21 protein-coding genes are annotated in these 23,737 nt (G+C 59.6%); 6 read left to right on the forward strand and 15 right to left on the reverse strand.

All coding sequences use genetic code 11. From position 1 onward, the window contains the following. Window positions 1–21: 21 nt before the first annotated feature. From E4O97_RS09095 to E4O97_RS09105, 3 genes are read left to right on the forward strand one after another with little or no spacing between them, the layout of a single operon-like run. A complete protein-coding gene (locus E4O97_RS09095) occupies window positions 22–1,146 on the forward strand; it encodes a GNAT family N-acetyltransferase (protein WP_032877545.1) in 1,125 nt (374 codons plus the stop codon). Continuing rightward, window positions 1,146–2,924 carry a HAMP domain-containing sensor histidine kinase gene (locus tag E4O97_RS09100; protein WP_216090813.1) on the forward strand — a complete coding sequence of 593 codons (1,779 nt, stop codon included), beginning with the start codon at window positions 1,146–1,148 and terminating at the stop codon, window positions 2,922–2,924. Before E4O97_RS09095 ends, E4O97_RS09100 begins: the two co-directional genes overlap by 1 nt. After that, a complete protein-coding gene (locus E4O97_RS09105) occupies window positions 2,914–4,311 on the forward strand; it encodes a sigma-54 dependent transcriptional regulator (RefSeq protein ID WP_078820408.1) in 1,398 nt (465 codons plus the stop codon). The genes E4O97_RS09100 and E4O97_RS09105 overlap by 11 nt, the downstream gene beginning before the upstream one ends. 124 nt (window positions 4,312–4,435) lie before the next feature. On the opposite strand, the gene E4O97_RS09110 is transcribed toward E4O97_RS09105, so the two are convergent. The 11 genes from E4O97_RS09110 to E4O97_RS09160 all read right to left on the reverse strand — a co-directional run bounded on the left by E4O97_RS09110 (window position 4,436) and on the right by E4O97_RS09160 (window position 16,891). Then, window positions 4,436–4,774, reverse strand: a complete 339-nt coding sequence (locus E4O97_RS09110; RefSeq protein ID WP_034118321.1) for a GlpM family protein — start codon at window positions 4,772–4,774, stop codon at window positions 4,436–4,438. Then, on the reverse strand, window positions 4,774–6,111 hold the full coding sequence (locus tag E4O97_RS09115) for a sigma-54 dependent transcriptional regulator (RefSeq protein ID WP_032877540.1): 1,338 nt from the start codon (window positions 6,109–6,111) through the stop codon (window positions 4,774–4,776). The genes E4O97_RS09110 and E4O97_RS09115 overlap by 1 nt, the downstream gene beginning before the upstream one ends. After that, entirely contained in the window at window positions 6,108–8,009 is a 1,902-nt protein-coding gene (locus E4O97_RS09120) for a sensor histidine kinase (protein WP_032877539.1), read from the reverse strand. Before E4O97_RS09120 ends, E4O97_RS09115 begins: the two co-directional genes overlap by 4 nt. Before the next feature lie 170 nt (window positions 8,010–8,179). Further along, window positions 8,180–8,914 carry an amino acid ABC transporter ATP-binding protein gene (locus E4O97_RS09125; RefSeq protein WP_003188952.1) on the reverse strand — a complete coding sequence of 245 codons (735 nt, stop codon included), beginning with the start codon at window positions 8,912–8,914 and terminating at the stop codon, window positions 8,180–8,182. Next, window positions 8,911–9,582 (reverse strand): ABC transporter permease subunit, encoded by a 672-nt coding sequence (locus tag E4O97_RS09130; protein ID WP_003188954.1) that lies wholly within the window; start codon window positions 9,580–9,582, stop codon window positions 8,911–8,913. Before E4O97_RS09130 ends, E4O97_RS09125 begins: the two co-directional genes overlap by 4 nt. Then, on the reverse strand, window positions 9,582–10,328 hold the full coding sequence (locus E4O97_RS09135; RefSeq protein WP_005785247.1) for an amino acid ABC transporter permease: 747 nt from the start codon (window positions 10,326–10,328) through the stop codon (window positions 9,582–9,584). The genes E4O97_RS09130 and E4O97_RS09135 overlap by 1 nt, the downstream gene beginning before the upstream one ends. 193 nt (window positions 10,329–10,521) lie before the next feature. Continuing rightward, window positions 10,522–11,448 (reverse strand): glutamate/aspartate ABC transporter substrate-binding protein, encoded by a 927-nt coding sequence (locus tag E4O97_RS09140; protein WP_005785249.1) that lies wholly within the window; start codon window positions 11,446–11,448, stop codon window positions 10,522–10,524. 362 nt (window positions 11,449–11,810) lie between these two features. Beyond that, window positions 11,811–13,349: a glycerol-3-phosphate dehydrogenase gene (gene glpD / locus E4O97_RS09145; RefSeq protein WP_078820410.1), complete on the reverse strand. Its 1,539-nt coding sequence runs from the start codon at window positions 13,347–13,349 to the stop codon at window positions 11,811–11,813. Between the two features lie 276 nt (window positions 13,350–13,625). Further along, a complete protein-coding gene (locus E4O97_RS09150) occupies window positions 13,626–14,381 on the reverse strand; it encodes a DeoR/GlpR family transcriptional regulator (protein ID WP_003188962.1) in 756 nt (251 codons plus the stop codon). Between the two features lie 73 nt (window positions 14,382–14,454). Further along, window positions 14,455–15,960 (reverse strand): glycerol kinase GlpK, encoded by a 1,506-nt coding sequence (gene glpK / locus E4O97_RS09155; protein WP_005785253.1) that lies wholly within the window; start codon window positions 15,958–15,960, stop codon window positions 14,455–14,457. A 76-nt stretch (window positions 15,961–16,036) separates the two neighbouring features. After that, window positions 16,037–16,891 carry an MIP/aquaporin family protein gene (locus E4O97_RS09160; RefSeq protein ID WP_005785255.1) on the reverse strand — a complete coding sequence of 285 codons (855 nt, stop codon included), beginning with the start codon at window positions 16,889–16,891 and terminating at the stop codon, window positions 16,037–16,039. Between the two features lie 327 nt (window positions 16,892–17,218). On the opposite strand from E4O97_RS09160, the gene ybaK reads away from it, so the two are divergent. Continuing rightward, a complete protein-coding gene (gene ybaK, locus E4O97_RS09165) occupies window positions 17,219–17,689 on the forward strand; it encodes a Cys-tRNA(Pro) deacylase (protein WP_005785257.1) in 471 nt (156 codons plus the stop codon). A gap of 62 nt (window positions 17,690–17,751) precedes the next feature. Here ybaK and E4O97_RS09170 read toward each other — a convergent pair whose 3' ends face one another. Then, a complete protein-coding gene (locus tag E4O97_RS09170; protein WP_078820412.1) occupies window positions 17,752–18,795 on the reverse strand; it encodes an ABC transporter ATP-binding protein in 1,044 nt (347 codons plus the stop codon). Next, complete coding sequence (gene argF, locus E4O97_RS09175) at window positions 18,792–19,712, reverse strand: ornithine carbamoyltransferase (RefSeq protein ID WP_057701405.1); 921 nt, start codon at window positions 19,710–19,712, stop codon at window positions 18,792–18,794. The genes E4O97_RS09170 and argF overlap by 4 nt, the downstream gene beginning before the upstream one ends. A 433-nt stretch (window positions 19,713–20,145) precedes the next feature. On the opposite strand from argF, the gene E4O97_RS09180 reads away from it, so the two are divergent. Then, a complete protein-coding gene (locus E4O97_RS09180; RefSeq protein ID WP_248161192.1) occupies window positions 20,146–22,254 on the forward strand; it encodes a molybdopterin oxidoreductase family protein in 2,109 nt (702 codons plus the stop codon). Between the two features lie 86 nt (window positions 22,255–22,340). Further along, window positions 22,341–22,679: a Grx4 family monothiol glutaredoxin gene (grxD, locus tag E4O97_RS09185; protein WP_005785264.1), complete on the forward strand. Its 339-nt coding sequence runs from the start codon at window positions 22,341–22,343 to the stop codon at window positions 22,677–22,679. Between the two features lie 61 nt (window positions 22,680–22,740). Here grxD and bfr read toward each other — a convergent pair whose 3' ends face one another. Beyond that, window positions 22,741–23,211, reverse strand: a complete 471-nt coding sequence (bfr, locus tag E4O97_RS09190) for a bacterioferritin (protein WP_248161193.1) — start codon at window positions 23,209–23,211, stop codon at window positions 22,741–22,743. A gap of 200 nt (window positions 23,212–23,411) precedes the next feature. After that, a complete protein-coding gene (locus E4O97_RS09195) occupies window positions 23,412–23,630 on the reverse strand; it encodes a bacterioferritin-associated ferredoxin (protein WP_005785268.1) in 219 nt (72 codons plus the stop codon). Window positions 23,631–23,737 lie beyond the last annotated feature (107 nt).

Genomic DNA, 23,737 nt, shown 5'->3' on the forward strand with positions numbered 1-23,737 from the left:
CCATAGAAATAAGGGCAATCTGTGATAACCACCCAAGCCTTCCCGACCATCCGGGCGATCCAGCGCGATGCCTGGAATGATTGTTTTCCCGGTGCCCTGGAGGATTGGGACTATTATCTGGCCGTGGAAAACGCCGCTATCGATGATTTTCAGTGGCGTTACCTGGCGGTCTACGAAGATGAAACGTTAGTGGCTGTGGCTGCTGCGTTCATTACCCATTATCGCCTCGACACCACGGTGTCGGGGGCGGGCAAGCGCGTGACCGAACGCCTGGCTCGCCTGTGGCCGCAGGCTTTGCAATTGGCGCTGTACGCCATTGGTTCGCCGGTGGCTGAGCGTTGTGATGCGGGGGTCGCCAGCCATGTGCCCGAGGCCCGCCGCGCGTTGTTGTTGCGCCAGTTACTGGCGGCTGCGCGTCGGGATGCCGACCATTTCGGTATTGGGCTGGTGGCGGTCAAGGACGCGCCGACCAACGACCCGCATTGGGCCGACAGTTGTCGTGCGGCCGGCTTTCAGACCATGCCGAGCTTGCCGACCGGGGTGTTGCCGTTGCCCTATGGGTCGGTGGATGCGTACCTGGGCTCGCTGGGCAAATCCACGCGCAAGGACCTGCGTCGCAAGCTACGGGCACCCGGGCCGCGCATCGAGTGGCGGCACAACGTCGATGATGTGCTGCCCCAGATCATGCGCCTGTACGAGGCCACGCTTGCGCGCGCAGATCTACAGTTCGAGCGCCTGCCTGCCGCTTACTTCACCGGCGTGCTTGAACACCTTCACGAACGGGCGGTCTGTGTTCTTTACTGGGTGGACGAACGCCTGGTGGCGTTCAACCTGATCCTGCTGGATGAGCAGCGGCTGGTGGATAAGTTCTTTGGCCACGACATCGAATTCAGCCGTGAGTACAACCTGTACTTTCGCAGTTGGCTGACCAATGTCGACTATTGTATTGAGCACAATATCCCGGTGTACGAGTGCGGCCAGGCCGGGTATGCCAGTAAACTGCGGCTGGGGTGCGAGTTCGAGGGCAACAGCCTGTTCTTCCGCCACCGCAACCGGCTGGTCAACGGCCTGCTCAAGCTTGTAAAACTGTTTATTCGACCGGATCGTTCCGACCCTGCCATGGCTGCTGCGATAAGCGAAACCTGATGATCACCAAGACCCGCCAGAAAGCCCGCCCCTTTGCCATTTCGCGTTGGAGCGTCCAGCGCAAGCTGGTGCTGGCGTTCTGGCTGGTCAGCGTTATTCCGACCATGATCGCCGCTGAGCTGGCCGCCACCACGCTGTCGCAGATTTTCGACAGCAACGTGCGTATCTGGCTGCAAGAATCGACCAAGATCGTCAAGGATGAGATCGGTGACATCCTTCATGACAACGCGCGCATGGCCAAGCTGTTCTTGCGCTATACCAGCCCACCGTCGTCCAAACAGGCGGCCAAGCATGACCGGCTGACCGCCGACATTGCCGATGCCACCGATATCGACGTGGTCGCGCTGATTCGCACCAGCGACCACAAAGTGGTGTTCAGCACAGCCGCCGATGACATCGTCAGGCAGATCAACCTGACCAGCAATGCCGTGCTGCAGACCGTGCAAGTCGCGGGGGTGAGCACGGGGCTGGTGGTGTCAACCTTCGAGACCAGCCGCGATGGCGTTGATTACCTGTTGTTGGTGGCGACCTACCTGGACAGCAGTTTCCTCACCAGCGTGGCCGATGTGCACTCCCTGGACCTGCGTTTGTACCTGGCCAACCCGGCGGGTTTTTCCGAGATATTTTCCACCCAGCGTTTCGAGAATCACCCTTCGCGCATCCCGAAGAACGTCGAGGCCGCGCTGCGCAGCACCAAGCAGCCCAGCGAGCAATTCACTAACCAGTACAGCGGTTTGTACTGGCCGATCTTCAATGATGCCGGCGAACTGCAAGGCGTTATATTCAGCGGCCTGTTGCGTCACACCAGCCTGGTAGGGCTGGTGAACCAGAGCAACCTGTTCGTGCTGATCTTCCTGCTCAGCTCGGCGCTGTCACTGGCGGCTGGGGTGCTGGTGTCGCAGCGCCTGACCAAACCGCTGCGCGACTTGTCCCAAGGTGTGAACGCGGTGATCTCCGGTAGTTACGCGCATCGCGTGGTGGTCAGTGGCGGTGATGAACTGGCGCAGTTGAGCAGCACCTTCAACCACATGACCGAGCGCCTCGGCGAACTGCACCACCTGGAAGCCCAACTACGCCGGCGTGATCGGCTGCATGCCCTGGGTGAAGTCGCCATGGGCCTGGCCCATGAAATCCGCAACCCGCTGGGCATCATCAAGACCGCCACCCAATTGTTGCATCGGCGGGCCGACCTCGCGGAAACCGATAAGCGTCACCTGGAGTACGTCATCAGCGAGGTCAGCCGCATCAACGAGCTGATTACCGAGTTTCTCGATTTCGCCAAACCCAATCCACCGATACGCGTGCTGCAGCCGGTACGTGCCCTGGTGGAAGAAATCCTCGGTTTCTGCGGCCCGGAGCTGAGCACTCACAATATTGATGCACAGATTGACGATCAGGCGCCCGACGCCACGATCTATGCCGATGCCAAGCAGCTCAAGCAGGCTTGCCTCAATCTGATACTCAACGCCATCGACGCGATGCCCGAAGGCGGGCGCCTGACCCTGGGCATCCGCAACGTGGGCGACAACACGGTGATCAGCATCGCCGATACGGGCCAGGGTATCCCGGCGGATATGGTCGAGCGTATCTTCACGCCGTTTGTCACCACCAAGGCATCGGGCACCGGACTGGGCCTGGCCAAAGTCTATTCGATCATGGAAAGTCACGACGGCAGCATCGAATGCGCCAGTGAGAAAGATGCCGGCGCCACCTTCAGCCTGTACATTCCGGCTAACGGTGAAGACGACGGCGAGGATGAGGACGGGCATGACGCATAACGTATTGGTGGTGGACGACGAGCCCAAGCTCTGTGATTTGCTGACCCAGGCCCTGAGCCAGAACGGTATCCAGGTGTTCAGCGCGGGCAACGGCCTGCATGCGCTCAAGGTGCTGGGCGAGGAGGACATCGACCTGGTGATCAGCGACTGGCGTATGCCGGGCATGGACGGGCCGGCATTGCTGGCCGAGATCAAGGTGCGCTATCCACAGGTGCCGGTGATTGTGATGACCGCCTACAGCACGGTAAAAAATGCCGTGCAGTCGATGCGCAACGGTGCCTATGACTACATCGCCAAGCCGTTCGATATCGACGAGCTGGACATCACCGTGGCCAAGGCCCTGCAATTTCGCGACATCATGCGCGATAACGCGCGGATGCGCGCCGAGCTGGATGAACATGCGCAGTTCGACAGCCTGGTGGGCGACAGCCCGGCGTTTCGCAAGGTGCTGCAAGCCGTGGATTCGGTGCGTGACAGCAGCGCAACCATCCTGCTGACCGGCGAAAGCGGCACCGGCAAGGAAATGGTCGCCCGCGCCATCCACAAGCATGGCAGCCGCGCCGACAAACCCTTTGTGGCCGTCAACTGCGCGGCGATTCCCGAAGGTTTGCTGGAAAGCGAGATGTTCGGCCATCGCAAAGGCGCCTTCACCGGCGCCGTGGCCGACCGGGTAGGGCGCTTCATGCAGGCCGACAAGGGCACGCTGTTCCTCGATGAAGTGGGGGACATGCCCCTGGCGTTGCAGGCCAAGATTTTGCGCGCCTTGCAAGAGCGGGTCATCGAGCCGGTGGGCGACCCACGCGAGCGCAAGGTGGATGTGCGGGTCATTGCCGCCACCAACAAGAACCTGCTGGACGCAGTGGCGAACAAAGAGTTTCGCGAAGACCTCTACTACCGCCTCAACGTCTTCCCGATTCCATTGCCGGCCCTGCGTGAGCGCGTGGAAGATATCGCGCCCCTGGCCCGGCATTTCGCCCAGACCTTGAGCGCCACCGCCGGTAAGCGCACTACCGGCTTCAGCCCCGAGGCATTGCAGGCGATGGCGGCGTATCACTGGCCGGGCAATATCCGCGAGCTGCAAAACTGCGTGGAGCGCGCGACCATCGTGGCAGCGTCGCCGGTGATCGAGGATATTGATTTGCCGGGTTATCTGTTTGCTTCAAAACCGAGCGAGGGCGATGTGACGGCGATCCTCAGCGACGGCCCGGGCGTGCCGCAGGATCTGGATGCGGCGCTGGCCGAGGTGGAGAAAGCCTACATTCTGGCGGCGTTGCAGGAGAGCAACGGGGTGCAGGCCGCGGCGGCGCAGCGGATCGGGATTTCCGAGCGCAGTTTCTGGTATCGACTGAAGAAACTGGGCATTCAGGTCGACAAAATAGTCCGCTGATGCTGCGTAGCTAAAAAATGTGGGAGGGGGCTTGCTCCCGATAACGGTGTGTCAGTCAGTACATATTTCCCTGATCCACCGCTATCGGGAGCAAGCCCCCTCCCACATTTCTTACCGAGTTGAGTCAGGAGTGGAGGCGAACCCAGATGCTGACAAGGATCGAGGCGGCCATCAACCAGGCCACGGCGGCCACTGCCAGGGACGCTTCCAGTCGCATCCGATCGACCATCACATACAAGGTTGCCAGGTACACAAAGTACGGAATGATCGACCACATCCCGAACACGATGGTGGTCTTCAAATCCTCCACCGAACGCCCTTTGCCGACGATGTAGTGGGCGATCAGCGCGAAGGTCGGAAACAGTGGCACCAAGCCTGCGATGTAATAGTTTTTGGTCTTGGCCAGTGCCGCCAGGATCAGCACCACCGCCGCGCCAAGTGCGGCCTTCAAGAACAGATCCATCAGTGGCTCAACCCGTATTTCTTGACCTTGTCGAACAGCGTGGTCTTGGCCATGCCCAATTCCTGGCTGGCCTGGGTCAGGTTGCCGCCGCTACGCTGCAGGGCGTCCACCAGCAAGTTGCGCTCAAAGGCTTCTACCGCTTCGGTAAAGGCCAGGCCATGGTTGCCGCTGCTGGCGCCGCTTTTCTTGAAGGCGGGCAGCCCCAGGGCAAAACGTTCGGCGACGTTGCGCAGTTCACGCACGTTGCCCGGCCAGTCGTGGCTCATCAGGCTCGACAAGGTCTGGTTGTCCAGCTCCGGCACCGCCCGGTCGAAGCGCAGCGACGATTGCTGCAGGAAGTGTTCGAACAGTTGCAGGATGTCTTCGCGCCGCTCGCGCAAAGGCGGCAGTTCCAGGGTGACCACGTTGAGGCGGTAGTACAGGTCGCTGCGGAACTGGTTGGCGCGGCTCAGTTCGTCGAGGTCGGACTTGGTGGCAGCGATTACCCGGCAATCCACTGCCACGCTCTGGTTCGAACCCAGGCGCTCCAGGGTGCGTTCCTGCAGCACCCGCAGCAGTTTGATCTGCAGGTTGATCGGCATACTTTCCACTTCATCGAGGAACAGCGTGCCTTGGTGGGCGTGTTCGATCTTGCCGATGCGGCGTTTGCCGGCGCCGGTGAAGGCATTGGCCTCGTGGCCGAAAATTTCGCTTTCGAACAGGTTTTCCGGCAGGCCCCCGCAGTTCAAGGCGACGAACTGATGGGAGTGGCGTCGGCTGAAATCATGCAGGCAACGGGCAACCAGCTCCTTGCCAGTGCCAGTCTCACCTTCGATCAGCACGTTGGCCGACGTGTCGGCGACGTTGGCGATCAGCTCGCGCAGGTTCTGCATCGCCGGCGAGCGGCCAATGATGCGGCCTTCCAGCGAATCACGCTCGGCCAACTGGCGGCGCAGTGACCAGACCTCTCGCGCCAGCCCACGCTGCTCCAGGGCGCGACGGGCAACGTCGACCAGGCGCTCGGGAGAGAAGGGTTTTTCCATGAAATCGTAGGCGCCGTTGCGCATGGCGCCGACGGCCATGGAAATATCGCCATGCCCGGTAATCAGGACCACCGGCAGGCTTTTATCCAACGCCTTGAGGCGGGTCAGCAGCTCCAGACCATCGATGCCCGGCAGGCGAATATCGCTGATGACGATGCCGGCAAAGTTTTCGCCGATACGTTTGAGCGCTTCTTCGGCGCTGCCCACGCCGACGCTGTGGATGTCTTCCAGCGCCAGGGCCTGTTGGCAACCGAGCAGCACGTGGGGATCATCTTCGACGATCAGCACGGTCAGTTCTTGGGGATCAGTATTCATGTCGACTCAACTTTTTTAGCGCCCGCCAGCGGCAGGTTAAGGACAAAGGCAGTACCACCACCGGCCGGGTGTTCCACGGCCAGGCTGCCACCGGTCGCGGCTGCGAGGCTCGCGGACAGGGTCAGGCCCAGGCCCAGGCCTTGTTCGCCGGGCTTGGTGGTGAAGAAGGGTTCGAACAAATGCTTGCGTGCCTCAGGGGCGATGCCGTGACCATTGTCGCGTACCAGCAGGCGGTATTTGCCCTCGGTACTCTGGCCCTCCAACCACAATTGCGGCGCCGGTTGCGTCTGCATCGCGTCCAGAGCATTACCGATCAGGTTGACCAGAATCTGTTCCAGGCGTGTCTGGTCGATCTGCAACTGGGCGGGTGCGAAGTCGCGGTGCAAGGTCAGTGGCAAACCGTCCAGGCGTGCGCCCAGCACCTGGAACGCAGCGTCCACGGCCTTGCCCAGGCTGGCTTCGCCCTGGTCATCGCCGCGCCGGGCGAACGAGCGCAGGCTGGCGGTGATACGGCCCATGCGGTCGATCAGTTCGTTGATGGTCTTGAGGTTGGTGCTGGCGGTGTCCAGGGCGCCGCGCTCAAGGAAGCGCACGGTATTGCCGGACAGGGTGCGCAGCGCGGCCAGCGGCTGGTTCAACTCGTGGGCGATGCTGGTGGACATCTGGCCGATGGCGGCGAGTTTGCCGGCCTGCACCAGTTCGTCCTGGGCGCGGCGCAGGGTCTCTTCGGCCTGGCGCCGTTCGCGGATCTGGCCCTTGAGCCGTTCGTTACTGGCGCGCAGGTCGGCGGTGCGTTCGGCGATCCGCCGCTCCAGTTGGCTGTTGGCTTCCTGCAGGGCTTCCCGAGCGGCGAGGCGGGTGGCGATGACCTTGCGTCGCTCGTTCCAGGCAATCAGCAGGAAGGCGACAAGGCCGAAGGCAACTGCCACCAGGATGCCCTGATTGATCGCGGCACGGCGCAGATCATTGAGCGGGGTGAGCAGGGTGAAATTCCACGGCGTGTCGTTGAGCGGTCGGGTTTGCGCCAGGTAGCTGACGGCGTGCTGGTCGTTGACCACTTCCGAATTGGCCGGGAAGGTCAGTTTCTCGGTGCCTTCGTTCAGGCGCTCGCGGGCCAGGGGTTGCAGTTCATTGAGCGTCGCCCAGTAATATTGCAGGCTGTGGGCCAGGCGATCCTTGGTGTCATCGCTCAGCGGGCGTACAGCCTTGAGGCGGCGCGCCGGGTCACTGGACAGAATGATGATGCCATTCTCGTCGCTCACGAACGCCTCGAGACGGGCGCGCTGCCAGCGTTCTTCGAGGGCTTCGAGGCGCACCTTGACCACGGCGACGCCGATGATCTTGCCGTGCTCTTCCAGGCCATGGGCCAGGTAATAGCCGGGTTCGCCGTTGGTGCTGCCGATACCGTAGAAACGGCCGGGCTGGCCGCGTACGGCATTCTGGAAATAGGCGCGAAAAGACAGGTCCTCACCCTGGTAACTGTCGGCATCGCGCCAGTTACTGGTGGCCAGCACGCGGCCGGTGGTGTCCATCACGTAGATGGCTCGGCTGCGACTGCGACGATTCAGGCCCTCAAGGTAGTCGTTGACCGTTTTGCGGGTTTCCTGGTTCGGCTCGGCCAGCAATTGCGACACGCTGGACTCCAGCTCCAGCAGGCTGGGCAGATAGGTGTATTTGCTCAGTTCACTTTCGACGGTGCGGGCGTGCAACTCCAACTGGCGTTCGCCGTTGTCGCTGAGGGTGCGGATGCCATAGTACTCGCTGACCCAAAAGCCGATATAACCCAGGCCGATCATCAGGGCGATGATCAACGGCGGAAGGAACAGTTGGCGTATCAGACGAGGCTTCACGGCAAGTGATGGCGGCGCGGCGCGATATTGATTGGGGTCGCATTTCATCACAGATGCCTTGGGTCAACCAGAGCTGCCAGCCTGTGCGATCCAGTGTGGGAGGGGGCTTGCCCCCGATAGCAGTGTGTCAGTCGATACATCTGTCACTGATCCACCGCTATCGGGGGCAAGCCCCCTCCCACATTGGCCATATTCCTACAGTGGGAGCTGTTTAGTACTTAGTGCTGCAGGATTTTCTCAAGGAAGTGCTGCGCACGTTCGGAGCGTGCGCTGATGTCGCCGAAGAACTCTTCTTTCGGGCAGTCTTCGATGATCTTGCCGGCGTCCATGAAAATCACGCGGTCGGCCACTTTGCGCGCGAAGCCCATTTCGTGGGTCACGCACATCATGGTCATGCCTTCATGGGCCAGTTGCACCATCACGTCGAGCACTTCGTTGACCATTTCCGGGTCCAGCGCCGAGGTCGGTTCGTCGAACAGCATGACGATCGGGTCCATGGCCAGGGCGCGGGCAATCGCCACACGTTGCTGCTGGCCGCCGGAGAGCTGGCCAGGGTGCTTGTGGGCGTGTGCCGACAAGCCCACGCGGTCGAGCAGTTGCAGGCCCTTCTTGGTGGCTTCTTCCTTGCTGCGGCCCAGCACCTTGATCTGCGCGATGGTCAGGTTTTCAGTGATAGTCAGGTGCGGGAACAGCTCGAAGTGCTGGAACACCATGCCAACGCGTGAACGCAGTTTTGGCAGGTTGGTCTTCGGGTCGGCGATGGAGGTGCCATCGACCACAATGTCGCCCTTCTGGAACGGTTCCAGCGCGTTGACGCACTTGATCAGGGTGGACTTGCCCGAGCCGGAGGGCCCGCACACCACGATCACTTCGCCTTTTTTAACCTCGGTGCTGCAATCGGTCAGCACCTGGAAGTCGCCATACCACTTGTTGATGTTCTTGATAGAGATCATACGGCAAACCTTTTTTGCAGACGCTTGACCAGCAGCGAGGCGGAAAAGCTGATGATGAAGTAGACGACACCGGCAAAGATCAGGAACTCATTGGAGCGGCCGATGATGTCGCCGTTGGAGCGGGCGGAGTTGAGGAAGTCCACCAGGCCCACGGTGTAGACCAGGGAGGTGTCCTGGAACAGGATGATCGACTGTTGCAGCAGCAACGGCGTCATCTTGCGGAACGCCTGGGGCAGGATGATCAGGCGCATGGTCTGGCCGTAGGTCATGCCCATCGCTTGTGCCGCTGCCATCTGGCCCTTGGGGATCGACTGCACGCCGGCCCGCACGATTTCGCAGAAGTACGCAGCCTCGAACATCATGAATGCCACGACGCAGGAAGTGAACGCACCGATCGGCGTATCTTCGCCGGTGATCCAGCGCAGTACGAACGGCACCGCCAGGTAGAACCAGGTGATCACCAGCAGCAGCGGGATCGAGCGGAAGTAGTTCACATAGGCGCCGGCCACACGCGACAGCAGTTTATTGGACGACAAGCGCATCAGGGCCAGGATGGTCCCGATGATGATGCCGCCGACCACGCCCATGACCATCAGCTTCAAGGTCATGACCATGCCGTTCCACAGGCCCGGGATGGCGGGGATGATGCCGCTGAAATCGAAGTCCATTATTTACCCCCCACGGAGATCAGGCCGGGCACTGCGACTTTCTTCTCCACTACGCGCATCAGCAGCATCAGGCTCATGTTCAGGGTGAAGTAGATCAGCGTGGCCAGGGTGAAGGCTTCAAACAGGTTGGCCGAAAACTCGGCGGTCTGTTTGGTTTGCGCCAGCAGTTCCATCAAGCCGATCAAGGACGCCACGGAGGAGTTCTTGAACACGTTGAGGAATTCGGAGGTAAGCGGTGGAATGATGATGCGATACGCCTGGGGCAGCAGCACGTTCCAGTAGATCTGCGGCAGCTTGAAGCCCATGGCGCGCGCGGCGGATTCCTGGCCACGTGGCAGCGCCTGGATGCCTGTACGTACTTGCTCACACACACGGGCGGCGGTGAACAGGCCCAGGCACACCACAACGCTCAGGTAGGCCGAGGTGGTCGGGTTCAGGTCTTGTTTGTACCAGTCCTGCAGGTTTTGCGGCAGCATGTCCGGTACCAGGAAGTACCAGATGAACAGCTGAACCAGCAGCGGCACGTTACGAAACAGTTCTACGTAGCAGGTCGCAATGCCCGACACGAGGCGGTTTGGCACCGTGCGCATGACCCCCAGAATGGAGCCCAGCAGCAAGGCGATAATCCATGCCACGATGGCGATGGCGATGGTCCAGCCCAGCCCGGAGATGTACCAGTCGAGATAAGTCTCGCTGCCCACGCCGGTGGACTTGAAGAACACGCCCCAGTCCCAGTTGTAATTCATTAGGGTCTCCCCTCGAGATCGATCGATGTACAAGCACCCGCTTGGGAAGATCCTTTTCCGCCCGACAATGAATGCCAGGCACACGCGATCGGCTCGAAAACCGCCAGGTCGAGTGTTCCAAGTTGAAGCTAGCAGGTAATTACAGACGCCTGAGGGAGGGTTGGCTCCCTCAGGAGATAAGCTTAGTCAGGTATCAGATTTTTACTTCTGGCGCTGGTTTGTCGCTTGGGTTGGCGATCAGCTCCTTGACCTTGTCGCTCATCGGGAAGTTCAGGTTCAGGCCCTTCGGTGGGATTGGGCTTTCGAACCATTTGGCGTAGATCTTGTTGATCTCGCCGGACTTGTACAGGGCGACAATGGCGTCATCCACGGCTTTCTTGAAGTCCGGGTCGCCTTTGCGAACCATGCAAGCATAGGCTTCGAAGGACTGCGGGGTGCCTGTGATAACCCAGTCATCCGGCTTCTTGGCCTTGGCTTCTTCGCCGGCCAGCAGCGCGTCGTCCATCATGAACGCAACGGCACGGCCGCTTTCGAGCATCTGGAAGGATTCGCCGTGGTCTTTGGCGGAGATAACGTTCATGCCCATCTGCTTGTCGGCGTTCATCGCCTTGATGATGCGCTCGGACGTGGTGCCGGCGGTGGTCACGACGTTCTTGCCTTTGAGGTCGGCAAAGTCAGCGTAGGACGGCTTGCCTTCCTTGTCTTTCTTGACCAGCAGGCGGGTGCCGATTTCGAAGATGTTGACGGTGAAGTCGACTTGCTGGGCGCGTTCGGCGTTGTTGGTGGTGGAGCCGCACTCCAGATCCGCGGTGCCGTTCTGGATCAACGGGATACGGGTTTGCGAGGTCACCAGGTTGTATTTGGCTTTCAGGTCGGGTTTGTTCAGGTCTTTTTTCAGTTGTTCAACGACGGCCAACTGAATGTCGTGGGAGTAGCCCACGGGTTTGCCCGAACCATCCGCAATGTAGGAAAACGGAATAGAGCTGTCGCGGTGAGCGAGAGTGATGGTGCCGGAGTCGTTGATTTTCTTCAGCGTGCCGGTGAGTTCTGCGGCGAAAACTGGAGTGCTGATCAGAGCAGCAGCGATAGCTGCGCCCAGGATATGGGGAACGATACGCATCAATACTTCCTCGACATTTGTTTTTTTTATGAAGCCAGGTGAACGGCTCTCTTGTATAGCGAATGCCCGTGACGGCTCCTAAGGCGCCTCAGGTAATCGTCAGAGAGTGTAGAGCATGAGTCGTGCCATACCGAAAATAAAAGGGTAACTACATGATTTATATGGAGATTAACTTTTTGTTTCGGCGATATTTTCAGGCGGAGGTCCGGCAAACCGAATAGGGTGGAGGGGTGTGTTCGGAAAACCGAATAGTCCGTAGGGGCGAGCTTGCTCGCGAAAAACGCAAAAACGCCGCGTTTATGCTGAATAAACGCGGCGCTCTCAGGTTTTTCGCGAGCAAGCTCGCTCCTACAATTGGGCGGTCAGGCCGCTTCGATCTTGCTGCGGCTCTGCTCGACCTTGGACAGGTAACGCTGCAGGTTTTCCTGCTCCTGCGGTGTGGTGAACAGGCCAAGCTTGGTACGGCGCCACAGCACGTCCTGCGGTTGGGTCACCCACTCTTCGGCGCACAGGTAGTCGACTTCGCGGGTATACAGGCCGCCACCCAGGTGGTCACCGAGGTCGGCCAGCGATTGCACGCCTTCCAATAGGCGCCAGGTGCGGCTGCCATAAGTGGTGGACCAGCGACGGGCGATCTCGCTCGGCACCCAGTCGAACTTGTTGCGGATGGCTTCGGCCAGCGCTTCAGGCGTGCTCATGTTTTCGCCGCCGGGCAGGCTGGCGGTGGCGGTCCAGCTTGGGCGCATCTGGGTAAAGTACGGCGCCAGTTGGGCCATGGCCGATTCGGCCAGCTTGCGATAGGTGGTCAGCTTGCCGCCGAATACCGACAGGATCGGCGCTTCGCCGGAGCCGCCGGACAGCGACAGGGTGTAGTCACGCGTAATGGCCGATGGGTTGTCCGACTCGTCATTGCACAGTGGGCGCACGCCGGAATACGTGTGGACGATATCCTCGCGGCTCAGCTGCTTCTTGAAGTGCGCGTTGACCACTTTGAGCATGTAGTCGGTTTCACCTTCGGTAATCGCTACTTTAGCCGGGTCGCCCGTGTATTCGCGGTCGGTGGTGCCGATGATGGTCAGGTGGTTCAGGTACGGAATGGTGAAGACGATGCGTTGGTCTTCGTTCTGCAGGATATGCGCGTGGGCGCCCTCGTACAGTCTTGGCACGATCAGGTGGCTGCCCTGGATCAAGCGGATGCCGTAAGGTGAATCCAGCTTCAGGTCGTCCCTGATGAATTTGGCTACCCACGGGCCGGCGGCATTCACCAGCGCGCGTGCGCGGATCGAGAACAGGCTGCCGTCGGCACGTTCCATGTTCATTTCCCACATGCCGTTGCTGCGCTTGGCGCTGACGCAACGAGTCTGGGTGTGGATGTGCGCGCCTTTCTCGCGGGCAGCCATGGCGTTGAGTACCACCAGGCGGGCGTCGTCGACCCAGCAGTCGGAGTATTCAAAGCCCTTGGTGATTTCGCTTTTGAGCGGGCTGTCGGCGCCGAACTTGAGGCTTTTGGAACCTGCCAGCTTTTCGCGCTTGCCCAAGTGGTCATAAAGGAACAGACCGGCACGAATCATCCACGCCGGGCGCAGGTGCGGGCGGTGTGGCAGTACGAAGCGCATTTGCTTGACGATGTGCGGGGCCTTGGCCAGCAGTACTTCACGCTCGGCGAGGGCTTCACGCACCAGGCGGAATTCGTAATGTTCCAGATAACGCAGGCCACCGTGGATCAGCTTGCTGCTGGCCGAAGACGTGTGGCTGGCCAAGTCATCCTTTTCGCAAAGGAATACCGACAAACCGCGCCCGGCTGCGTCTGCTGCAATGCCGACGCCGTTGATCCCGCCGCCAATCACGGCAACGTCATAGACTTCGGCAAGCGGTGGAGCAGGCAAGGTGGAAGGGTTCATCGGCTAGCCTCGCGATCTTTTCGTCTTGGAATTCGAACATTAATGTTCATTTGCGAAAATGGTAGCTGATAAATGCGGGCACAGCCAGCTTACTTCGATTGAAAAAACTCATCGAAGGGCAGGAAAAGGAAAATTTGTGAACATGAGTCGGGGGAAGACTCAAGAGGTTGAGTGCTGGATAGATCGCCATCGGGAGCAAGCCCCCTCCCACTTTGGTATGTGTTCACAGCTCAAAATGTGGGAGGGGGCTTGCTCCCGATGGCGGCAGTGCAGGCGCTACACGACCTCGAGCCGCACCTTATGCTCATTCAACACTTGCACCAATGCGGGCACTGGCTGTTGATCAGTCACCAGGCAATCCACAAGGCTGATCGGCCCCAGGCGAATCATGGCATTGCGCCCGAATTTGCTGGAGTCCGCCGCCAGGATCACCTGCCGCGCATTGGCGATGATGGCCTGGGAAACCCGTACCTCCTGGTAATCGAAGTCCAGCAGGCTGCCGTCCTCGTCGATCCCGCTGATACCGACCAGGGCAAAGTCGACCTTGAACTGATTGATGAAATCGACACTGGCCTGGCCCACCACGCCGCCATCGCGGCGCACGTTGCCGCCGGTCAGCAACACATCGAAGTCGTCCTTGGCACTGAGCATGGTGGCGACGTTGAGGTTATTGGTGATGATTTTCAGGTGGCTGTGATTGAGCAGCGCACGAGCGATGGATTCGGTGGTGGTGCCGATGTTGATGAACAGCGAGGCATGATCGGGAATCTGAGCGGCGATGGCTTCGCCGATGCGTTGCTTCTCGTCACGCATCTGATCGGCCCGCATGGCGTACGCGGTGTTCTCGACACTGGAGTCATAGGCCGCGCCGCCGTGGTAGCGGCGCAGCAGATTGGCGTCCGCCAGTTGGTTGATATCGCGGCGGATGGTTTGCGGGGTGACAACGAATAGCTGCGCCATTTCCTCGATACTGACGTAGCCGCGTTCGCGGACCAGTTCGAGGATTTGTTGTTGGCGGGGAGGCAGATTCATGGGGCGTCCTTTGGGCTGCCATACAAAAGTGGCCCATGATGACGCAGGAATCCGCTCCCTGCCAGTTACAACCTTATTCAGCGCCTTCGTGCGGTTCCCAGTCACGGGTGCGGCTCACCGCTTTTTGCCAGCCGGCGTAGAGTTTCTCTTTGGCCGCTTCATCCAGCTGTGGTTCGAACTCGCGCTCGATCACCGCCTTGCCACGCAACTCCTCCAGGCTGCCCCAGAAGCCACACGCCAGGCCCGCCAGGTAGGCGGCGCCGAGGGCAGTGGTCTCGCGCATTTGTGGGCGTTCGACCTGAGTGCCGAGGATGTCGGCCTGAAATTGCATCAGGAAGTTGTTGGCGACCGCACCACCGTCCACGCGCAGGGCCTTGAGGCGTTCGCCCGAGTCCTGTTGCATGGCATCGAGTACATCGCGGGTCTGGTAGGCAATCGACTCCAGCGCCGCACGAATGATGTGGTCTACGCGTACGCCTCGTGTCAGGCCGAACAGCGCGCCACGGGCATACGGGTCCCAGTACGGTGCGCCCAGGCCGGTAAAGGCGGGTACCAGATACACGCCGTTGCTGTCCTTGACCTTGCCGGCGAAGTATTCGGTGTCGTGGGCGTCGTTGATGATTTTCAGCTCGTCACGCAGCCATTGCACAGTGGAACCACCATTGAATACCGCGCCTTCCAGAGCGTAAGCCACTTCACCGCGGGGGCCGCAGGCGATGGTGGTGAGCATGCCGTGCTTGGATTTCACCGCCTTGTCGCCGGTGTTCATCAGCAGGAAGCAACCGGTGCCATAGGTGTTCTTGGCCTGGCCGGCTTCGACGCACATCTGGCCGAACAGCGCGGCCTGTTGGTCACCGGCAATACCGCCAATGGCGATGCCACTTTTGGTGCGGCCGTAGATTTCGGAGGACGACTTCACTTCGGGGAGCATTTCCCGCGGGATGTCGAGAATCTCCAGCATCTTCGCATCCCACTCCAGTGTGTGGATGTTAAAGAGCATGGTGCGCGACGCGTTGGTGTAGTCGGTGACGTGGGTCTTGCCGCCGGTAAATTTCCAGATCAGCCAGCTGTCGACGGTGCCGAACAACAGCTCGCCATTGCGCGCACGTTCGCGGCTGCCTTCGACGTTGTCGAGGATCCACTTGAGCTTGGTGCCGGAGAAGTACGGGTCGGTAACCAGACCGGTAGTGTCGCTGATGTACTGCTCATGGCCGTCGCGCTTGAGTTGCTGGCAAATTTCGGTGCTGCGTCGGCACTGCCAGACGATGGCGTTGTAGATCGGGCGACCGGTGATTTTATCCCAGACCACGGTGGTTTCACGCTGGTTGGTGATACCGATGGCGGCAACCTGATCATGGTGCAAACCGGCCTGGGCCAGCGCCTCTACCATCACCGCGCTTTGGGTGGCGAAGATTTCCATCGGGTCATGCTCAACCCAGCCGGCCTGCGGGTAGTGTTGGACGAATTCACGTTGCGCGGTGCACACCACGTTGGCGTCGCGATCGAAGATGATCGCCCGCGAACTGGTGGTGCCCTGATCGAGGGCAATGATGTAGTTCTTATTCTGAAGGTCGGTCATGTCAATTGCCTTGAACGAAATAAGGAAGTCAGAAATCAGCCTGGGCCGTGAAGGGCAGGGGACCAGGCTGGCGCTTTCAGGAAATACGAGTCTTGCCGTTGACAGCCGTGTCAGGTGTTTCAGCTATAGCAGGTGCTGCGCTCGGCAGGTGGCGAGCGATCAGCCCGCGATAGGCGGCAGCACCGAGGCAAGCACCGACAATCGGGGCGAATATCGGTACCAGGAAGTAAGGAATATCGCGACCGCCAGTAAAGGCCATTTCACCCCAACCGGCGAAAAAGGTCATCAGCTTGGGCCCGAAGTCCCGTGCCGGGTTCATCGCAAAGCCGGTCAGCGGGCCCATGGCGCTACCAATCACGGCGATCAATAAACCGATCAGCAGCGGGGCCAGCGGGCCGCGAGGCAGGCCGTTGTTGTCGTCGGTGAGGGCCATGATCACGCCCATCAATATTGCGGTGATGACCATTTCCACCAGGAATGCCTGGGCCGTGCTCAGCAATGCATGGGGGTAGGTGGAGAACACCGACGCCAGTTCCAGGCTGGCCTGGGAGCCACGGACCATCTGGTGGGTTTGTTCGTAATCGAAAAAAAGATTGCTGTAGAGCGTGTACACCAGTGCGGCGGAGCAGAATGCGCCGGCGACCTGGGCGAGAATATAGAAGGGCAGTTTGCGTTTTTCGAAGTCGGCAAAAAGGCACAGGGCGATACTTACCGCCGGGTTGAGGTGAGCCCCGGATATACCGGCACTCAGGTAGATCGCCATGCTGACACCGATCCCCCAGATGATGCTGATTTCCCATAACCCAAAGCTAGCACCCGCGACCTTGAGCGCAGCGACGCAACCGGTACCGAAGAAGATCAGCAGCGCAGTGCCCAGGAACTCGGCCATGCATTGGCTCGAAAGTGAAGGCTGTTGAAGAGCAGTTGTCATGGAAAACCTCAGTTGTTGTTCTTGTCTGGCGCACTGCCTCAACGGGCGGTTGCGCGATTTTCACCGTGACGAGGATCCCCATCCTTAGCCGCGGCTTACTGCTGGAGCACTGATGGACTATTCCTACAGTATTCGGAAACGAAAAAATATAGACAAGAATGACCGCTGTCAAAGGTCGAAAGTGAACCATTGGTCACTTTCGAACTATTGGTCTGGTGAATGATCACGCCCTTTATACCGAGCTTGTGACCCAGCAGTGCTTGGACTAGAGCGTTTTGCCGGCGCTTGGCCTAGAATTGGGCACCTGTTTTCCCTGCCGGAGACGCCATGACGCCCGCACTGGATTTGTTGAAAAAAGTTCGCGCCGAACATCGCATTCACAGTTATGAACATGACCCCAAGGCGGCGTCGTATGGTCTGGAAGCTGCGGAGAAATTGGGCCTCGACCCGGCGCAGGTGTTCAAGACGTTATTGGCGAGCAGCGAGAAGGGCGAATTGTTGGTGGCGGTGGTGCCGGTCGTCGGAAGTTTGGACTTGAAGGCGCTTGCCCATGCGGCTGGCGTAAAAAAGGTCGAAATGGCAGACCCGGCGGCAGCGCAGCGGTCTACTGGCTATCTGTTGGGCGGTATCAGCCCGCTGGGGCAGAAGAAGCGCTTGCGCACGTTTATCGACGAAACTGCGCAACCCTTTGCAACGATTTTTGTCAGTGCCGGGAGGCGAGGGCTGGAGGTGGAATTGCCCGCCGCGGTGCTGGCTGAACATACCCAAGCCAAATTCGCGGCCATCGGCCGGGCCTGATGATCAGCCGTGTGGAGATCTAATGGGGGAGGGGGCTTGCCCACTCCCACATGTATAACCGCTTACGCCTGGAACAGCACCAGATGCTCGGCCGCCACTCGAATCCCCACGTCCGTCCCCACCTGTTGATCAACATGGCTGGGGAAAATCGATTCCAGCTGAGCGCCCGTTGGCAGTTGCAACCGGTACAAGGTCGAGGCGCCCTGGAACGTCTTGCCGACGATCCGGGCTTTCAATGCGCTGTCCGGTGCGTAGACGATGTCGTCCGGGCGTAGCAATACATCCACCGCGCCACCTGTGGGCCAGGTATAGGCGCGATTGCCGCGCAGGTCTCCCAGTTCGGTGCTCACTGACTCCGGTGAGTTCAAGCGACCTCGAATGAAGTAACCCTGCCCGATAAAGCTGGCGACATAGGGCGTCTGCGGTTCGTGGTAAAGGTTGTAGGGCGTGTCCCATTGCTCCAGACGACCTTCCTTGAACACGCCGACATGGTCGCTGACCGCGAAGGCTTCTTCCTGGTCGTGGGTCACCAGGATCGCACTGGTGCCGCGTGCCTTGAGGATGTCGCGCACTTCATGGCTGAGCTTGCGGCGCAATTCGCCATCGAGGTTGGAAAAGGGTTCATCCAATAGCAACAGTTGCGGCTCTGGCGCCAGGGCGCGGGCGAGGGCGACGCGTTGTTGCTGGCCACCGGAAAGCTCATGAGGGAAGCGCTTGCCCAGATTCTTGAGGTTGACCAGTTCCAGCAGCTCGGCGACCACACGATCCTTTTGCGGATGTTTGCGAATACCAAAGACGATGTTGTCTGCCACGCTCAAATGCGGGAACAGTGCGTAGTCCTGGAACACCATGCCAATACGCCGTTTCTCCGGTGCCAGGGTAAAACCTGCACTGGAGATGACTTCGCCCGCCAAGCTGATTTCGCCTTCGTGTACCGGTTCAAAGCCGGCAATGGCGCGCAAGGTGGTGGTCTTGCCGCAACCGGACGAGCCAAGCAGGCAACCGATGTCGCCGGCATTGAGGTGCAGGTTGAGGTTCTGCACCACCCGTTGATCTTGATAGCCGCATGCCAGATTGCGCAGGTTCAGCAGTAATGGCTGGCTCATGCGTGGTGGTACGACGGTGGGACGAGAAACTCGAGCAAGGCTTTTTGCGCATGCAGGCGGTTTTCGGCCTGGTCCCAGGCGACAGAGCGTGGGTCATCGAGCAGGTCGAGGCTGATTTCCTCACCTCGGTGAGCAGGCAGGCAGTGCATGAACAGTACGTCCGGCGCTGCGGTATCGAGCAGGGCGCGTGTCACCTGGAAAGGTGCGAACTGGGCCAGGCGCTTGGCCGTTTCGTCTTCCTGGCCCATAGAGGTCCAGACGTCGGTGCTGACCAGGTGTGCGCCGACCACCGCATCCTTCGGATCACGCAGCAACTGCACGCGGCCATCGGCCTTGGCCATGAACTCGGCGCTCGGCTCGTAGCCTTCAGGGCAAGCGATACGCAGGTGGAAGTCGAACTGGATCGCCGCTTCTATATAGCTGTTGCACATGTTGTTGCCGTCACCGATCCAGGCCACGGTCTTGCCCTGGATCGAACCGCGGTGTTCGAGGAAGGTTTGCATGTCGGCCAGCAACTGGCAGGGGTGCAGGTCGTCGGACAGCCCGTTGATCACCGGCACGCGCGAGTTGGCGGCAAATTCGGTCAGGGTGCTGTGGGCGAAGGTACGGATCATTACGGCATCGAGCATCCGCGACATAACGATGGCGCAATCGCTGATCGGCTCGCCACGGCCCAGTTGGGTATCACGCGGGGACAGGAAGATCGCCTGGCCACCCAGCTGGATCATGCCGGCTTCGAAAGACAGGCGTGTACGAGTCGAAGACTTCTCGAAGATCATCCCCAGTACACGGTTTTTCAAGGGCTCAAACAGTACGCCGCGGTTACGCAGGTCTTTAAGCTCAATGCCTCGACGGATCACGCTGACCAGCTCTTCGGGCGTGCAATCCATCAGGGAGAGAAAGTGCCTTGCGCTCATCATTAACTACCTTTTTGCAACAGACCGCAGATACTCAAAGCCTTGTTTATTGTGACAACGGGCGAGACCTGCGGCGAAAGCCGCACGGGGCGACGAAATAGGGGAAGGCGCGATATTGACATTAAATGTCGCGTCTTACCAATAGGGCTACGGTTTTTAAGAGTGTTCAAGCAGGGCGCTGACGCGCGTTTGAAGACGATTTCCTGACAGCAGCGGGCCATTTGTACACTGGCGCCGCGACCTTTTGCAATGCGCGGGGGCGGGCCCAGGCCAGGTTGTGTCGGTTTTAGTCGGTGCGCGGGAGGCTTCTGAAACATTTGCTCATGGTTAGCCATGCCTTTGCCTATGCCCGTCGATTCACAGCGCGAAGGTTGCTGGCGCCCTGGGCGGTCGCGGGCCATAGTTGGCCAAAGCCCTTATAAAGAGACTGGCCATGACCAAGACTCTCCATCACCGTGCCTGCCACCTGTGCGAAGCCATCTGCGGCCTGACCCTGGAAACGACTCAAGCCGAAGACGGTCGCCTGGCGATCACCTCGATCAAGGGCGACCCCCTGGACAGCTTCAGCCGCGGACACATCTGCCCCAAGGCGGTAGCGCTGCAGGATATCCAGAATGACCCGGACCGCCTCCACCAGCCCATGCTACGGGTTGGTAACGAATGGCAGCCGATCTCATGGGAAAGTGCCTTTGCGCTTGTAGCCGAACGCCTTGCGGGTATCCAGGCCCGGCATGGCCAGAACGCGGTGGCGGTTTACCAAGGCAACCCCAGCGTGCACAACTATGGGCTGATGACGCACAGCAATTATTTTCTTGGCCTTTTGAAGACGCGCAACCGGTTCTCTGCAACCTCCGTCGACCAGTTGCCCCACCATCTGACCAGTCACCTGATGTACGGCCATGGCTTGCTGCTGCCGATCCCGGACATCGACCACACCGACTTCATGCTGATTCTGGGTGGCAACCCGCTGGCGTCCAATGGCAGCATCATGACCGTGCCCGATGTGGAGAAACGCCTCAAAGCCATCCAGGCACGGGGCGGTAAAGTGGTGGTGGTCGACCCTCGACGCAGCGAGACGGCGGCGATTGCCGATCAGCATTTGTTCGTACGCCCCGGCGGTGATGCGGCGTTGTTGTTCGGGGTGCTCAACACCCTGTTTGCTGAAGGGCTGACCCGCGCCAGCCATTTGCCGGTTGAAGGCCTGGACGACGTACGCCGGGAGATCGCCAACTTTAGCGCCGAGGCCATGAGCCGCCAATGTGCAGTGCCTGCCGAGCAGATCCGTCAATTGGCGCGAGATTTTGCGGCCGCCGATAAAGCGGTGTGCTACGGACGCATGGGCGTCTCGACCCAGGCGTTCGGCACGTTGTGTCATTGGCTGGGGCAGTTGATCAACCTGGTGACCGGCAACCTGGATCGGGTGGGAGGTGCGTTGTGCACCACACCAGCGGTGGACCTGGTGGCGTCGACTGGCGGTGGGCATTTCAATCGCTGGCAGAGCCGCGTGTCCGGGCGTCCCGAGTACGGCGGGGGACTGCCGGTGTCAGCCTTGGCCGAAGAAATGCTCACCGAAGGTGAAGGGCAAATCCGCGCCCTGGTGACGGTGGCCGGCAACCCGGTCCTGTCGACGCCCAATGGCCGTCAACTGGAGCAGGCGCTGGATGGGTTGGAGTTCATGGTCAGTGTCGATCTCTACATCAACGAAACCACGCGTTATGCCGACCTGATCCTGCCGTCCACATCGGCATTGGAAAATGACCACTACGACACCACCTTCAACATGTTCGCGGTGCGCAACGTCACGCGCTTCAACCGCGCGATCCTGCCCAAACCCGCAGGCGCGCTGCACGATTGGGAAATTTTCGTCGGCTTGGCCAAAGCCTTTGCGGCGCAGACCGGCGTGTCACTCAAACCCACAATGCCGCCCGCGCAAATGATCGATTTCGGGCTGCGCGCCGGCACTTATGGTGATGCGTCTGTACATAAGCTGTCGGTGGCGATGCTGGCCGATCACCCCCACGGCGTAGACCTGGGCCCGCTCCAGCCAAACCTGGGCGCGCGGCTGAAAACCGCCGATGGCAAGGTGCAGGCGGCACCGCCGGTGATCCTGGCGGACCTGTCGCGTTTTGCCGCGCAACCGGTGCCTGCGGTGGACGAACTGCTGCTGATTGGTCGCCGTCATGTGCGCAGCAATAATTCGTGGATGCATAACTATCACCGACTGGTGAAGGGCAAGCCGCGCCATCAACTGTTGATGCACCCCGACGATCTGGCCAGTCGGCAGTTGAGCGATGGTCAGCGAGTGCGAGTGAGTTCGCGCATCGGCATGATCGAAGTGGAAGTCGTGGCCAGCACGGACATGATGCCGGGTGTGGTCAGCCTGCCTCACGGTTGGGGTCATGATCGTCCGGGCGTGCAGATGAGCATCGCAAGCGGCCAGCCGGGTGCGAGTGCGAATGACTTGACCGACGAGCGGCAACTGGATGAGTTATCGGGTAATGCGGCGCTCAATGGGGTGCCGGTGCAAGTGGCGGCTGCGTGAGGTGCCCGAGCACTGCGCTGGGATTTTGCGTTACAATGCGCCACCGTGCCGACCTGTGAGTCGCAAAGTTCCAGCCGAGGTGTTCCATGGATATCATCGAAACGATCAAAGACCAGATTGCCAACAACACCATTCTGCTCTACATGAAGGGCGCGCCTAACGCTCCTCAGTGCGGTTTTTCCGCAAAAGCCTCCCAGGCCATCATGGCGTGTGGCGAGAAGTTCGCCTACGTGGATATCCTGCAGAATCCGGAAATTCGCGCCAACCTGCCTAAATACGCTAACTGGCCGACTTTCCCGCAACTGTGGGTAGCCGGTGAGCTGGTTGGCGGCAGCGATATCATCACTGAAATGGCAGCCGATGGTTCGCTGCAAGCGCTGATCAAAGACGCAGCGGAAAAAGCGGCAGCCAAGACTGAAGCTTGATTGACCTGCAATAAAAAGCCCCGCTTCTCTGACGAGAGCGGGGCTTTTTTGTATGTAGGGGTTATTCACCCATCTGCGATTGCAGGTAGTTCTCCAGGCTGACCTTGTCTATCAGGCCCAACTGGGTTTCCAGCCAGTCGATATGCTCTTCCTGGTCTTCCAGGATGTCTTCCAGCAGCTCACGGCTGCCGAAATCGCCTTTGGTCTCACAGTGGGCAATCGCTACCTTGATGTCGCTGTGGCTTTTGCGCTCAAAGCCCAGGTCACTGCCGATCATTTCCTGAGTGTGCTCGCCGATGTTCAGCTTGCCCAGGTCCTGCACGTTCGGCAGACCTTCCAGGAACAGGATGCGCTTGATCAGCGCGTCGGCGTCCTTCATGGCCTTGATCGATTCTTTGTATTCACGCTTGCCGAGCTTTTCCAGGCCCCAATCGTCGTACATGCGCGCATGCAGGAAGTACTGATTGATCGCGACCAGTTCATTGGCAAGGATTTTGTTGAGTTGCTGGATGACTGAGATGTCGCCTTTCATGACTGGGGTCCTGCCCTGTAATAGCTGTGTATAAGGGGGAGTCTGAGCGGTGAAAATCCCAGTGTCAAACCTAAGTTATTGAATAATAAATGAAAATTAATCGGAATAAGAATGTTTGTGTTCCGCGTCTTGGCGCTAACTAATTGAATTACAGGCATAAAAAAACCGGACACAAGGTCCGGCTCTTTAAAACATGCCTATCAGGCGTGTGTAAATTCTGTCGAGTAGGGGATCGCGGCCTGGGCTGTTTGCAGCTGCGTCAGGGTTTCCCGTACCACTTGCTTGGCGAGGCAGGCGCATTTGCCGCACTGGCTGGCAACGCCCGTGGTTTCACGCACTTCTTTGTAGCTGCAGCAACCTTCGTAGATCGCTTCGCGGATTTGTCCGTCGGTGACGCCAGTGCAGAGGCAGACATACATAAGTGAGAACCGTCGCGGGTTTATGGCTTAAGTGCGATGGATCTTAATGTTAACGAGAATGATTGTCAAAATAGTTTCAGCAGCAATCCGAGAGGAATTGCCCGTGC

Origin of the sequence: Pseudomonas sp. W15Feb34 (assembly GCF_023127765.1) — a bacterium.
Classification (GTDB): Bacteria; Pseudomonadota; Gammaproteobacteria; order Pseudomonadales; family Pseudomonadaceae; genus Aquipseudomonas; species Aquipseudomonas synxantha_A.